The organism is Micrococcus sp. EWR3.9.1 (assembly GCF_052615555.1).
On sequence record NZ_JBQXFD010000015.1, the window covers coordinates 41,076 to 53,914 of the forward strand.

General features: G+C 73.1%; 13 protein-coding genes. 5 read left to right on the plus strand and 8 right to left on the minus strand.

The genetic code is table 11. The features are described 5' to 3' along the window. Window positions 1-89 precede the first annotated feature (89 nt). From ACUJ8O_RS09435 to ACUJ8O_RS09445, 3 genes are all read left to right on the plus strand, one after another. Complete coding sequence (locus tag ACUJ8O_RS09435) at window positions 90-506, plus strand: PaaI family thioesterase (protein WP_020624995.1); 417 nt, start codon at window positions 90-92, stop codon at window positions 504-506. Between the two features lie 71 nt (window positions 507-577). After that, entirely contained in the window at window positions 578-1,927 is a 1,350-nt protein-coding gene (locus ACUJ8O_RS09440; RefSeq protein ID WP_095347234.1) for a phenylacetate--CoA ligase family protein, read from the plus strand. 98 nt (window positions 1,928-2,025) lie between these two features. Next, the gene (locus ACUJ8O_RS09445; protein ID WP_069941100.1) at window positions 2,026-2,637 is read left to right on the plus strand and encodes a TetR/AcrR family transcriptional regulator; all 612 of its coding nucleotides are present in this window, start codon (window positions 2,026-2,028) and stop codon (window positions 2,635-2,637) included. Between the two features lie 13 nt (window positions 2,638-2,650). On the opposite strand, the gene ACUJ8O_RS09450 is transcribed toward ACUJ8O_RS09445, so the two are convergent. The 3 genes from ACUJ8O_RS09450 to paaZ form a co-directional block, all read right to left on the minus strand. After that, a complete protein-coding gene (locus ACUJ8O_RS09450; RefSeq protein ID WP_095347235.1) occupies window positions 2,651-3,574 on the minus strand; it encodes a hypothetical protein in 924 nt (307 codons plus the stop codon). Window positions 3,575-3,689: 115 nt separating this feature from the next. Next, a complete protein-coding gene (locus tag ACUJ8O_RS09455; protein WP_095347236.1) occupies window positions 3,690-4,622 on the minus strand; it encodes a 3-hydroxyacyl-CoA dehydrogenase in 933 nt (310 codons plus the stop codon). A gap of 138 nt (window positions 4,623-4,760) precedes the next feature. Next, window positions 4,761-6,881, minus strand: coding sequence for a phenylacetic acid degradation bifunctional protein PaaZ (gene paaZ / locus ACUJ8O_RS09460; RefSeq protein WP_095347237.1), 2,121 nt, complete (start codon window positions 6,879-6,881; stop codon window positions 4,761-4,763). A 286-nt stretch (window positions 6,882-7,167) separates the two neighbouring features. Here paaZ and ACUJ8O_RS09465 point away from each other — a divergent pair, with 286 nt between their 5' ends. Both ACUJ8O_RS09465 and panD read left to right on the plus strand, forming a co-directional pair. After that, a complete protein-coding gene (locus ACUJ8O_RS09465) occupies window positions 7,168-8,160 on the plus strand; it encodes a DUF559 domain-containing protein (protein WP_095347238.1) in 993 nt (330 codons plus the stop codon). Between the two features lie 193 nt (window positions 8,161-8,353). Further along, window positions 8,354-8,791, plus strand: a complete 438-nt coding sequence (gene panD, locus ACUJ8O_RS09470; protein ID WP_036340758.1) for an aspartate 1-decarboxylase — start codon at window positions 8,354-8,356, stop codon at window positions 8,789-8,791. Window positions 8,792-8,827: 36 nt separating this feature from the next. Here panD and ACUJ8O_RS09475 read toward each other — a convergent pair whose 3' ends face one another. The 5 genes from ACUJ8O_RS09475 to ACUJ8O_RS09495 form a co-directional block, all read right to left on the minus strand. Then, on the minus strand, window positions 8,828-9,307 hold the full coding sequence (locus tag ACUJ8O_RS09475; protein ID WP_036340755.1) for an SRPBCC family protein: 480 nt from the start codon (window positions 9,305-9,307) through the stop codon (window positions 8,828-8,830). Next, a complete protein-coding gene (locus tag ACUJ8O_RS09480; RefSeq protein WP_036340752.1) occupies window positions 9,307-9,690 on the minus strand; it encodes an MmcQ/YjbR family DNA-binding protein in 384 nt (127 codons plus the stop codon). Before ACUJ8O_RS09480 ends, ACUJ8O_RS09475 begins: the two co-directional genes overlap by 1 nt. A gap of 120 nt (window positions 9,691-9,810) precedes the next feature. After that, window positions 9,811-10,698, minus strand: coding sequence for a 3-hydroxyacyl-CoA dehydrogenase family protein (locus tag ACUJ8O_RS09485; RefSeq protein WP_095347239.1), 888 nt, complete (start codon window positions 10,696-10,698; stop codon window positions 9,811-9,813). Window positions 10,699-10,706: 8 nt separating this feature from the next. Next, on the minus strand, window positions 10,707-11,492 hold the full coding sequence (locus ACUJ8O_RS09490) for an enoyl-CoA hydratase/isomerase family protein (RefSeq protein ID WP_095347240.1): 786 nt from the start codon (window positions 11,490-11,492) through the stop codon (window positions 10,707-10,709). A 4-nt stretch (window positions 11,493-11,496) separates the two neighbouring features. Further along, on the minus strand, window positions 11,497-12,714 hold the full coding sequence (locus tag ACUJ8O_RS09495) for a thiolase family protein (RefSeq protein ID WP_095347241.1): 1,218 nt from the start codon (window positions 12,712-12,714) through the stop codon (window positions 11,497-11,499). Between the last annotated feature and the right edge of the window lie 125 nt (window positions 12,715-12,839).

Below are 12,839 nucleotides of genomic sequence, written 5' to 3' on the forward strand. Positions count from 1 at the left end.
GGGTCACATCCAGGGAGTTACCTAATGATCGTTCAGTAATTCTCTGCGCCGCCGCGCCGGCGCGCCCGTGCCGGCAGGGAGGCCCGCCCATGACCGAGACCGCCCACCACCCCATGCTCGCGGAGGACCGCGTGGCACGGTGGCTCGGCGTCACCCTCGAGGCCGCCGAGAAGGACCACGCGCGCATCCGGATGACGCTCACCGAGGACCAGCACAACGGCTTCGGCCTGGCCCACGGCGGCGCCGTCTTCGCGTTCGCGGACACGTGCTTCGCGCTGACCTGCAACGACCCCGCCTCGGACGGCTCCACCCTCACCGTGGCCTCCGGCGTGGACGTCAACTTCCTCGCGGCCACCCGCGCCGGGCAGACCCTCGTCGCGGAGGGCCGCCTGGTCGCCGCCGCGGGCCGCTCGGCCGTCTACGACATCACCGTCACCACCGACGACGGCACCCCGGTGGCCGCCTTCCGCGGCCGCTCCCGCACCATCCCCGCCCCCGGACGCTGACCGGCGGGCGCACCCGCCGGTGCGCCGCCGTCGTCGACCGCCGCCCGACCCCGCATCCCCAGGAGGACGCCATGCTCGAGGCCTCGATCCCCAACCCGTACACGCCGGCACCCCTGCCCGCCCCCGCCGACCGCGGGGCCCCGGACCCCGAGGAGACGATGAGCCGGGACCAGATCGAGGCGCTTCAGTTCGAACCCCTCCGCTGGACCCTGCACCACGCCTACGAGAACGTGCCCGCGTATCGGGAGCACTTCGACGCGCACGGCGTCCACCCCTCGGACTTCACGGAGCTCGGGGACCTCGCCAAGTTCCCGTACACGGACAAGGAGTTCCTGCGGAAGAGCTACCCGTTCGGCGCGTTCGCCGCCACGGGCCCCGAGCTGCGCCGCATCCACGCCTCCTCCGGCACCACCGGCCAGCCCACCGTGGTCGGCTACACCGACGACGACCTGGCCACGTGGACCACCCTCGTCGCCCGCTGCTTCCGCGCCGGCGGCATCCGCCCCGGTGACCGCGTGCACAACGCGTACGGCTACGGCCTGTTCACCGGCGGCCTCGGCGCCCACTACGGCGCCGAGCGCGTCGGGGCGGCCGTGATCCCGATGTCCGGCGGGCAGACGGAGAAGCAGGTGCAGCTGATCACCGACTTCCAACCGCGCGCCATCCTCTCCACGCCCACCTACCTGCTGACCATCGCGGACGGCTTCAAGAAGCTCGGGCTGGACCCCCGCGAGTCCTCCCTCGAGGTCGCGATCCTCGGCGCGGAGCCGTGGACCGAGGAGATGCGCCGCGAGATCGAGCAGACCTTCGACCTCGACGCCCTGGACATCTACGGCCTCTCCGAGGTCATGGGCCCGGGCGTGGCCGGCGAGTCCGCGGCCACCAAGGACGGCTCCCACATCTGGGAGGACCACTTCCGCCCCGAGATCATCGACCCGCTCACGGACGAGGTCCTCGAGACCGGCCGCCACGGCGAGCTCGTCTTCACCTCGCTCACCAAGCAGGCGCTGCCGATCATCCGGTACCGCACCCACGACCTCACCCGCCTGCTGCCGGGCACCACACACCCGGGCCACCGCCGCATGGGACGCATCACCGGCCGCTCGGACGACATGATCATCCTGCGCGGCGTGAACCTGTTCCCGTCGCAGATCGAGGAGCTGGCCCTCAAGGAGCCGGCCCTGTCGCCGCACTTCACCCTCGAGATCACCCGCCCGGACCGCATGGACCAGATGGCCGTGAACATCGAGCGCCGCGATCATGCGACCCTCGAGGAGGCCCAGGCCTGCGCCGCGCACCTGCGCATGGAGATCAAGACGAAGATCGGCTCCTCGTGCGTGATCAACGTGGTGGAGCCGGAGACCCTCGCCCGCTCCTCCGGCAAGCTCAAGCGCATCTACGACCTGCGCGACCAGGCCTGATCCCGCCCCCGCGGCCGAACCCGACGCCGGCGTGCCCGGTAGAGTGGACCGGTGCACCGTCGTCGTCGTCGGCGTCCGCCCGCCCCCGAAGGAGCCCCGTGCCCCAGAGCAGCCCCACCCCGCGCCGCGGCCGGCCCGGCTATGACCGGCAGACGCTGCTGGCCGAGTGCGTCGAGCTTTTCAACCGGCACGGCTACGAGGCGACCTCCATGGGCATGCTCGCCACCCACCTGGGCATCTCCAAGTCCGCGATCTACCACCACGTGGAGTCCAAGGAGGCGATCCTCGACCACGCGGTGACGGAGGCGCTCGACGCCCTCGAGGCGTGCCTGGACGATGTGGTGGCCAGCGGGGTCGACGCCGGCGCGCAGGTCGAGGCGGCCATCCGCGGCACGCTCGGGGTGCTGGCGGAGAAGCAGCCCGAGGTGACCCTGCTGCTGCGCCTGCGCGGGAACTCGGCGGTCGAGGTGGCCGCCGTCGAGCGCCGTCGTGAGATCACCCGGCGCTTCGGTGACCTGCTCGAGGCCGCCCAGGCCGCGGGTGCGGTGCGCTCCGACGTGACCCCGCGCAACCTCGCCCGTCTGGCGCTCGGGATGATCAACTCGATCGTCGACTGGTACCGGCCGGATCGCGGCGTCCCCGGCCAGGAGGGACCGGGCCAGATGATCGACGCCGTCACGGGCGTGGTGCTCGGGGGCCTGCGGGGCTGAGGGCCCGCTGTCCTCAGCCCTCGCCGTCGAGCGCGGCGAGCACGTCGGCCACGATCGAGGCCGCGCGGTCCTCCGCGTCCGCGGGCACCCCGCCGTCCGCGTCGGCCTGGGCCACGGCCACGGTGCGGGCGCCGTCCTGCACGGCCGTCAGGTGAGAGTAGACGGACCCCCCGGGGGCCGGGAGCGCCGTGTACGCGGTGCCGCCCTCGTGCTCGGTCCGCGTCACGCTCTCCACGCCGAGCCCGGCCAGGTCCACCCCGGTGCAGGCCTGCGCCGCCGCTCGGGCGTCCTCCAGGGCGGCGCGGGCGGCCTCCTCCGTGGGGTACACGGTGACGCGCACGCCGAGCGGAGTGACCTCGGCGTCGGGGGACGCCGTGAAGGAGGGCACCGGCGTCGTGGTGGGCCCGCCGCCGGTGGTGGCGGCCGTCTCCGGCTGGGCCGTGAGCCCCAGGTCCGCGGCCCCGGCCTCGGCGTCCCGCTCCAGGGCGGAGCGGGTGGCGTCCAGGCATGCCTGCTGTTCCGCGCTGCGGGTGGGAGCCGGGCTCGCGCCGGCGTCGACCGCCTGCTCCAGGCCGGCGGCCCGCTGGCGCAGCTCCGTCTGACGCTCCAGCGGCGAGGCGGCGCTCAGCCCCACCTCGGACCCCGGCCCCGCGGCCCGCTGCACGGCGGCCTGCACCGCCAGCGTCCGCTGCCCGTCCAGCGCGGGGGGCATCTCGAGGGACAGACTGCTGGAGGCGGAGGCGCTGGCCGTGCTCTCCGTGGAGGTGCTGGCCGCGGGCGACGCGGACGCGGACGAGGCCGCCGTCGTCGTGGACGACGCCGACGACGCCGACGAGGGGGCGGGGGAGGAGGGCTCTGCGCCGCCGCCCGCGCACCCGGCGAGGGCGAGCGCGCCCACGGCGAGGGCGCCGAGCAGGGGGAGTCGGGAGGTCGTCATGGCCCGACTCTACGTGCGCTGTGACGGATGCCACAAGGAAGCGGCGGGGGCATGCGTCGGGGCCGCCCGATGCGTGGTGCGCACCGGACGGCCCCTGATCCGTCAGTCGAGGAGGTCAGCCGAGCGGGGTGTCCTTGTCGCCCAGGTTCCAGTCCTCCACCGGGCCGAGGTTCTCCCCGTCCGGCCCGTAGCGGTAGAACCCCTGGCCGTCGGCCACACCGCTGTGGCCCTCCGCGATGCTCTTCTCGAGCAGCTCAGCGAAGCCGATCTGCCAGTCGACGCCCGCGTTGCGGGAGACGTTGGCGGCCACGTGGAAGCCCACGATGTCGTAGGTCTGGAACGGGCCGCGCTCGTTGCCGGTGGCCACGCGCCAGGTGCGGTCGATGTCCGCCGGGTTGCCCACTCCGTGCATGTACAGCTTGGAGCCGGCCTGGAGCCACGGGATGAGCAGGGAGTTGAGGAAGTAGCCCGGGATCTCCTTGCGCACGTGCACGGGGACCATGCCGGTCTCCTCGGCGAACTGCAGGGCTCCCGCGACGGCCTCCGGCGAGGTCGCGGCGGTGCCCATGACCTCGGCGGTGTTCTGCGCCCAGATGCGGTTGGCGTAGTGCAGGGCCAGGAAGCGCTCCGGATGGCCGCTGGCGTCGGCGAAGTCCGAGGGCAGCAGGGAGGAGGTGTTCGTGGCGAACAGGGTCGTGGCGGGGGCGAGCTCGCCCACCTGGGCCCACACCTTGCGCTTGAGCTCCAGGTTCTCCGGGACGGCCTCGATCACGATGTCCGCATCCGCCAGGGCCTCGCCGAGGTCCGAGGTCGGCGTGATGCGGGCGATGGCCTCGTCGAAGCGCTGCGCGTCGTAGCCCTCCCCGAGGTCCGCTTCGTAGCCCTGGCGGATCCACGCCCATCGGCGCTCGATCCCCTCGAGGGCGGCGGGGACCGCGTCGTAGGCCATCACCTTCTTGCCGTGGTACGCCGCCTGCATGATGATCTGCGAACCCAGCACGCCGGTGCCCAGCACGGCGACCTGCTCGAAACGGGTGAACTCGGACATGTATGTCGACCTTCTTCTCTCGCGGTCCGAATGGGACGCCCAGGTGAACGTCCCGGGCACTCTCCTTGTTCCCGGGGACGACGACGGGCCGCCCGGTGCGCAGCGGGCGTACGGGACGGCCCATCGAAGCAGGGGGGCTCAGCCCTGGGAGGCCTCGGACGGGGCCATCGGCCAGGTCTTGGCCACGAGCGTCAGCACGTCGTACTGAGCGCAGAGCTCGTCCTTCTGGTTGTGGATCCGGCAGTCCCAGGCCACCTCGCCGTACTCGTCGCTCACGCGCGGGGTGATGCGCTTGGCGGTCAGGGTCACGCGGATGGCGTCGTCGTAGGTCACCGGCGTGATGAAGCGCAGGTTCTCCAGGCCGTAGTTGGCCAGCACCGGGCCCGGATCCGGGGCCACGAACAGCCCCGCGGCCCACGAGACCAGCAGGTAGCCGTGAGCCACCCGGCGCGGGAAGAACGGGTTGGCCATGGCGGCCTCCTCGTCCGTGTGCGCGTAGAACCTGTCCCCGGTCTCCTCCGCGAAGGCCGTGATGTCCTCCAGGGTGACGGTGCGCAGGCCGGAGGCGAACTGGTCGCCCACCCTCAGCTCGGCCAGGGACTTGTAGAACGGGTGCACGGCCGTGCCGGCCTCCACGTCCTCGCGGGTCACCGTGTGGGCCGCGGCGCCCTGATGCCACACGCCGGTGATGGCCGTGAGCATGTCCGGGGAGCCCTGGATCGCCGTGCGCTGCATGTAGTGCTTCACGGCGCGGACCCCGCCGAGCTCCTCGCCGCCGCCGGCGCGGCCGGGGCCGCCGTGGACCAGCACCGGCACGGGGGCGCCGTGGCCCGTGGTGGTCGTGGCGGTCTGGCGGTTCAGGACGTGCACGCGGCCGTGGTGGGCGCCGATCCCGGCGGTGAACGCCCGGGCGGTCTCACCGTCGTTCGTGGCGACCGTGGCCACGAGCGATCCCGAACCCAGGGCGGCCAGGGCCACGGCGTCGGCCACGTCCGTGTAGCCGATCACCGAGGTGACCGGACCGAACGCCTCGACGCTGTGCACCTCGGGGGTGCGCGCGTCCTCGAAGGTGAGCACCGTGGGGGCGAAGAACGCGCCGGACTCGGCGTCGGCGTCGCCGGTCGAGCCCTCGGGGCCGCCGAGGCGGACCTGCCCGCCGGCGTCGACCAGGCGCTGCACGGCCTGACGGACCTCGCTCTGCTGCTCCTTCGAGGCCAGGGCGCCCATGGTGGTGCCCTCGACGCGCGGGTCCCCCAGGACGACCTTCGCGGCCAGGCGCTCGGTGAGGGCGGCGGTCACGGCCTCGACCCGATCCTGCGGGACGATCACCCGGCGGATGGCGGTGCACTTCTGTCCGGCCTTGACCGTCATCTCCTGGAAGACGACCTTCACGAACGCCTCGAACTCGGGGGACTCCGGGTCCGCGTCCGGGCCGAGGATGGCGGCGTTGAGGGAGTCGGTCTCCGCGGTGAAGCGGACGCCGCCCTCCTGCACGTTCGGGTGCTTCTTCAGCGTCGCCGCGGTGGCGGCGGAGCCGGTGAACGCGACGTGGTCGCGGTAGTCCAGGTGGTCCAGCAGGTCGCGGGCGGAGCCGGAGATCAGCTGGATCGAGCCCTCGGGCAGCACGCCGGACTCGAGCATCAGCTCGACGCACTTCTGCGTGACGTAGCCGGTGGGGGTGGCCGGCTTGACCACGGTGGGCACGCCGGCGACGAAGGCCGGGGCGAACTTCTCGAGCATGCCCCACACGGGGAAGTTGAAGGCGTTGATCTGCACGGCCACGCCCGGGATGCGCTGGTAGATGTGCTCGCCGATGAAGGAGCCGTCGCGGGAGAGGGGCTCCACGTCCCCGTCGATGATCACGGTGGAGTTCGGCAGCTCGCGGCGGCCCTTGCCGGAGAACGTGAAGAGGGTGCCGATGCCGCCGTCGACGTCGAAGGCGTGGTCGCGTTGCGTGGCGCCGGTGGCGAAGGAGACGTCGTAGAGCTCCTGGACGCGGGAGTTCAGGTAGAGCGCGAGCTCCTTGAGCTTGAGGGCGCGCTCGTGGATGGTCAGCTCGCCCAGGGCCTGCTGGCCGACGGTGCGGGCGTGCTCGATGGCGGCGGCCGTGTCGAGGCCGTCGGTGGAGACGCCGGTCAGGCGCGCGCCGGTGTTCGCGTCCGTCACGTCGGTGACCTTGGACGGGTGCGACGGCGTCCACCAGCTGCCGGCGACGTAGCTGGGGAGGATCTCCGGGAGGGAGGGGGCGGTGACGGTCACGGGGTCTCCTGGTGTCGGGGGCACGGACGAGTCCCGACCGATCGGTCGGTTATTGGTCCTCACCCTAGCCGAGACGTGCGTCACGCGGGAGGGGGAGCCGGGCCGGTGACGCCGTCGTCGTGGGGAGGGGTGGGGTGGGGTCTGGCGGCGACCCGTGGCGCCAAAGCCCGCAGACACGCCGCTATGGCCAGGACGTGGCGGCGCGTCTGCGGGCCTCGGTGGGGCGTCGTCCACAGATCCCGGCGGACGACGACGGCGGCGCGCCCGGATCGGGCACGCTCGGCCCATGCCCCGCTCGCCCGCGCCCCTGCCTCCGATGCGCTGCGGACTGGACGGCCTCCTCCGCGCTCCGACGGTGTTCTCGACCCCGGCCGCGCGCGAGGCGGGCGTGAGCGCGGCCCGGCTGCGGCGCGGGGACGTGGTCTCCCTCGGCTGGGGGCTCTGGGGTCGGCGCGGCGTCGAACCGGACCCCATGGACCATGTGCGGGCACTGCAGGATCTGCACCCCGAGGGCGTGTTCAGCCACGTCACGGCCGCCAGGGTGCTCGGCCTGTGGCTGACCGGGCCGCTCGCCGCCGACCGGTCCGTGCACGTCGCGACCCCGCGCGGCCACGGCACCGCGTCGAGCCGGGCCGGGGTCCGCTCACACCGCCTCCGCGCCGACGCACCGGTGCGGATCGTGGACGGGGTGCGCGTGACCGCACCGGGGTGGATCTTCGTGGACCTCGCCGCGCAGGCCGGGCCGCTCGAGCATCTCGTCGCGCTCGGGGACAGCATGGTGCGGACGGCGACCACGGAGGCCCGCCGCCGTCGGCTGCCTCCCGGGGTGACGGACGTGGCCGAGCTGCGCGCCGCCGTCGAGGAACGCGGTCGGGTGCGCGGGATCCGTGCGGCCCGGGAGGCGCTGGAGCTCGTGCGTCCCGGGGCCGACTCGCCGCAGGAGAGCCGGCTGCGGGTGCGGCTCGTCCTGGACGGCGTCCCCGAGCCCGCGGTGAACCCGTGCATCCGCCTCGCCACGGGACAGCGGCTCCGCGTGGATCTGGTGTGGGCGGACGCCAAGGTGGCCGTCGAGTACGACGGCGATCAGCATCGCACGGATCGCCGGCAGTGGCGTGAGGACCGCGAGCGGGACGCGGCCCTGCGCGCGGAGGGGTGGGAGGTGATCCGGGTGACCGCCGACGTGTTCCGGCCGGGGCACTGGGAGCTCTTCGTGCGGCAGCTGCGGGGCCTGGTGGCTGCGCGGACCCCGCCGGGCCGAGTGCCGCCGTCGTGGATCTGACCCGCCCAGGCCCGCAGACGCGCCGCTACCGCCGGGACGTAGCGGCGCGTCTGCGGGCCTGGGCGAGAGGGGCGGAGGCCTCGGGCCATCGGGCCGCCGTCGACCCCCTGCCCCTCGTCTCCGGACCGGCGTAGAATCGACCACCGGTCCCCTCGGACCCGCCCCACCCCCTTCATCCGGAGAGTTCTGCCGCATGCTGCGCACCATGTTCCACGCCAAGATCCACCGGGCCACCGTGACCCAGGCGGACCTGCACTACGTGGGCTCCGTGACCGTGGACCAGGACCTGCTGGACGCCGCGGACATCCTCCCGGGCGAGCTCGTGTCCATCGTGGACGTCACGAACGGCGCGCGACTGGAGACCTACACCATCGCGGGCGAGCGGGGCTCCGGCGTGCTCGGCATCAACGGCGCCGCCGCCCACCTCGTGCATCCGGGGGACATCGTCATCCTCATCGCCTACGGGCAGATGGACGACGACGAGGCCCGCCACTTCCAGCCCAAGGTCGTCCACGTGGACGCGGACAACAGGATCGTCGAGCTCGGCGTCGACCCCGCCGACGGCCTCCTCGACGGCCTCTCTCGCCCGCCGCTGTCCCGCGAGTGGAACGAGGCCCAGGCCGAGCTCTGAGCCGGCCGGCGCGCCGGGCCGTCATGGACGAGTTGTTCAAGCGGGATCAGCGGTCGGCACGGCCTTCGCCCCGAGCGCCCGACGCGCGGAGCGCATCGCGGCCGCGTGGCTGAGGCCCATCGCGGTGCGGGCGCCCGGCACGCGGGCCACGGCGCGCATCCACGGCGAGGTCAGCACCACCTCCTGCTCCCACGCCACGATGCAGCGCGGCGCGTGTCCGGCCGGGGCGCCGTCGTCGTGGACGGTGACCCGTACGGTGCCCGTCAGGTCGCCGCTCAGGCGGGCGAGCAGAAGGCCGCGGGCGCGGTCGTCGATGAGACGCTCCATCGTCAGGCGCACCGGCACGAACCCGCGCAGCCGGACGGCGGCGCGGTCGGGGCCCAGGCGACGGGCGCGCGGGACGGCCGGCCACCAGTGTGGGTAGCCGGCCGGGTCGGCGAGCAGGGTCAGCACGGACCGGGCGTCCGCGGGGACGGCCCAGCGGTGGGTGAAGCGGAAGGGGCGGTCGGCCGACATCAGGCCCGGCCGAAGGTCTCGGGGTCCACGGGGCGCCGGGTGCGGGGGAGCTTCGCGACGATCAGCAGGTACGACTCCGTGACGAGGTCCCGGACGAGCTGCTCGTCGAGGTCCGGGTGCGCGGCCAGGCTGAGCCAGTGCCGCTTGTCCATGTGATAGCCGGGCGTGATCGCCGCGGGCAGGGCCGCGCGCAGCTGGGCGCCGTCCTCCGGGCGGGCCTTGACGTTCACGAGGCGGCGCCCGTCGTGGTCGATGAACACCGCGAACAGCTTCCCCTGCACCTTCATGACCTCGGTGTCCGGGCCGAAGGGGTGCGACGCGGCGCTGCCCGGCAGCTCGAGGGCGCGGTCGCGGGCGACGCGCAGCAGCGTGGGCTCGTCCATACCCGTCACGCTAGCCGCGCCGCCCCGCCCCCGCACTTTCGAACGTGATATTGGGGGAATGGGTGCTTTCGAACGGGAGATAGGCCCTATCTCACGTTCGAAAGCGCCTGCCCCGGGGGCTCAGCGGTAGTCGAAGAAGCCCTTGCCGGACTTCCGGCCGAGCTCGCCGCGGGCCACCATGTCTCGCATGAGCTGCGGCGGGGCGAAGCGCTCACCCAGCTGGGACTCGAGGTACTCCGCGATGCCCAGGCGCACGTCCAGGCCCACGATGTCGGTCAGGGCCAGCGGGCCGACCGGGAACTTGTAGCCGAGCACCATGGCGGCGTCGATGTCCTCGGGGGAGGCCACGCCCTCCTCGACCATGCGGATGGCCTCGAGCGCGATCGCCACGCCCAGGCGCGACGAGGCGAAGCCCGGGGCGTTCTTGACGACGACGGGGGTCTTGCCGAGCCCGCGGACCCACTCGGTGGACAGGGCCTGGAGCTCCGCACCGGTCTGCTCGCCGATCACGACCTCCACGAGCTTCGAGGCGGGCACCGGGTTGAAGTAGTGCAGGCCGCAGAAGCGTTCGGGGCGCTGCAGGTGCGTGGCGATCTCGTCGATGGAGAGGGAGGAGGTGTTGCTGGCCAGCCAGGCGTCCTCGCGCAGGTGGGCCTCGACGTCGGTGAGCGCCTCGATCTTCACCTGCATGTCCTCGAACACGGCCTCGACCACGAGGTCGCAGCGGGCGAAGTCGGCGCGGTCCACGGTGACGGTCAGGCGCTGCGCCCATTCGTCCAGGTCGCCGTCGATCTTGCCGCGCTCGAGGGAGGCGGCCAAGTCGGCCTCGATGCGTTTCTTGGCCGCCTCGGCCGACTGCGGGTCGCGCTCGACGACGACCACCTCGGACGATCCGGAGACGAGGAACGCGTGGGCGATGCCGCCGCCCATCCGGCCGCCGCCGAGGACGCCGACGACGGCGGGCACGGAGGACGGAACGGTATCAGGGGTGTGCTGCTGGTCGGTCATGTCGGTCCTCACTTCTTCTTGCGGTCCAGGAACGCCTGCATGCGCTCGAACTTGGCGTCGGACTCGAACAGGATGGCCTGCGCGATCTCGTCCACGTGGGGGTGAACCCCGCGAGGGAGGTGGAAGACGCGCTTGGACAGCCGCACCGCCAGCGGGTCCTGCTGCGCGATGCGGTCGGCGAGGGCGTCGGCGGCGTCGAGGAGGGCCTCCGGCTCGTGCAGCTCGGTGACGAGCTTGAGCTCCAGGGCCTCGTGAGCGTCCAGGATCCGCCCGGCGAGCAGCAGCTCGAGGGCCACGGGCTCGCCCACGAGCTCCTTGAGCCGCCACTGGGCGCCCGCAGCGGCCGTGATCCCCAGGCTCGTCTCGGGCTGGCCCATCTTCAGCGCCGGGGTGGCGATGCGGAAGTCGGCCGCGTAGGCCAGTTCCGCGCCGCCGCCCAGGGCGAAGCCGTCGATCGCCGCGATCACGGGCATGGGCAGCCGGTGGATGCGGTCGAAGACCTGCGAGTTCACGCCGCGCAGGGCGTCGTCGCGGCGGCGCTCGCGCAGCTGTCCGATGTCCGCGCCGGAGGCGAAGATGCCGGAGAACGTCCCCGGCTCGCGCGTCGACTCCACCTGCGTGCCCGAGATGATCAGGATCTTCGGCTCGCGTTCGAGGTGGGCGCAGAGCTCGTGGAACTCGTCGACCATGGTCTGGTCGATCGCGTTGCGCACGCCCGGGCGGTCCATGCGCGCGTGGACGCGGTCCTCACGCTCCTCGACGCGCAGTGCCGTGAAGTGGCTGAAGTCGTCCATGCGCTCAGACCTTCTGGACGAGCATCGCGGAGCCCTGGCCCACGCCCACGCACATCGTGGCCAGGCCCCTGTCCGCGCCCTCGCGCTCCATCCGACCGAGCAGCGTGACCACGAGGCGCGAACCCGAGGAGCCCAGCGGATGGCCCAGGGCGATCGCGCCGCCGTCGGCGTTGACGGTCTCCGGGTCCAGGCCGAGGCGCCGCATCGAGGCCAGGGACTGGGTGGCGAAGGCCTCGTTGAGCTCGACGGCGCCCAGGTCCGCCACGGACCAGCCGGAGCGCTCGAGGGCCTTCTCGGTGGCCGGGACGGGGCCCAGGCCCATGATCTCGGGGGCCAGGCCCGCCGAGGTGGACTCGACGACGCGGGCCCGCGGGGTCAGGCCGTACTTCTGCGCGGCCCGCTCGGAGACGACGAGGATCGCCGAGGCGCCGTCGTTGAGGGAGGAGGAGTTGCCGGCGGTGACCACGCCGTCCTTCTTGATGATCGGGCGCAGGCCGGCGAGCACCTCGGGGGTGGAGCCGGGGCGGGGGCCCTCGTCCGTGTCCACGATCGTCTCCGCGCCCTTGCGGCCCGTGACGACGACGGGCACGATCTCGTCCGCGAAGCGGCCGGCCCCGATGGCGGCCAGCGCGCGCTCGTGTGAGCGGGCGGCGAAGGCGTCGGCGTCCTCGCGGGTGATGCCGTCCACCTCGCCGACCTCCTCGGCGGTCTCCGGCATGGAGAAGGTGAACTTCTCCCCGAACTCGCCGTCCGCGAAGCGCGGGTTCACGAAGCGCCAGCCGATCGCGGTGTCGAAGGCCGCACCGGGCTTGGCGAACGCCGTCGTCGGCTTCTCCATCACCCAGGGGGCGCGGGACATCGACTCCACGCCGCCGGCCACGACGACGTCGGCCATCCCGGAGCGCACCATCGCGGTGGCGATGCCGATCGCGGACATGCCGGACGCGCAGAGACGGTTCACGGTGATGCCCGGGACGGTGTCCGGGAAGCCGGCCAGCAGCCAGGCCATGCGGGCGACGTTGCGGTTCTCCTCGCCCGCGCCGTTGGCGTTGCCGAGGATGACGTCGTCCACGACCGACGGGTCGATGCCGGCGTCCTCGATCACGGCCTTGATGGTCAGGGCGGCGAGGTCGTCGGGGCGGACGGAGGAGAGGGCGCCGCCGTACTTGCCGACGGGCGTGCGGCGACCGCCGACGAGCAGGGCCTGGGACTGTGCGGACATGGAGACTCCTTGAGTGACCGACGACGGGGCGGGGCGGGCGCGGCGAATTACCGACCGTGCGTTCAGGTTCAGTATCCCGGGCCGGTGTGACGGGGGTCAACTGCGGGGGCGGGGTGTGACGGGGT

Bases quoted from the DNA above. Each gene is read 5' to 3' on its own strand.
- ACUJ8O_RS09435 (WP_020624995.1), top strand. From the start codon at position 90: ATGACCGAGACCGCCCACCACCCCATGCTCGCGGAGGACCGCGTGGCA.
- ACUJ8O_RS09440 (WP_095347234.1), top strand. From the start codon at position 578: ATGCTCGAGGCCTCGATCCCCAACCCGTACACGCCGGCACCCCTGCCC.
- ACUJ8O_RS09450 (WP_095347235.1), bottom strand. From the start codon at position 3,574: ATGACGACCTCCCGACTCCCCCTGCTCGGCGCCCTCGCCGTGGGCGCG.
- ACUJ8O_RS09455 (WP_095347236.1), bottom strand. From the start codon at position 4,622: ATGTCCGAGTTCACCCGTTTCGAGCAGGTCGCCGTGCTGGGCACCGGC.
- ACUJ8O_RS09465 (WP_095347238.1), top strand. From the start codon at position 7,168: ATGCCCCGCTCGCCCGCGCCCCTGCCTCCGATGCGCTGCGGACTGGAC.
- panD (WP_036340758.1), top strand. From the start codon at position 8,354: ATGCTGCGCACCATGTTCCACGCCAAGATCCACCGGGCCACCGTGACC.
- ACUJ8O_RS09475 (WP_036340755.1), bottom strand. From the start codon at position 9,307: ATGTCGGCCGACCGCCCCTTCCGCTTCACCCACCGCTGGGCCGTCCCC.
- ACUJ8O_RS09480 (WP_036340752.1), bottom strand. From the start codon at position 9,690: ATGGACGAGCCCACGCTGCTGCGCGTCGCCCGCGACCGCGCCCTCGAG.
- ACUJ8O_RS09485 (WP_095347239.1), bottom strand. From the start codon at position 10,698: ATGACCGACCAGCAGCACACCCCTGATACCGTTCCGTCCTCCGTGCCC.
- ACUJ8O_RS09490 (WP_095347240.1), bottom strand. From the start codon at position 11,492: ATGGACGACTTCAGCCACTTCACGGCACTGCGCGTCGAGGAGCGTGAG.
- ACUJ8O_RS09495 (WP_095347241.1), bottom strand. From the start codon at position 12,714: ATGTCCGCACAGTCCCAGGCCCTGCTCGTCGGCGGTCGCCGCACGCCC.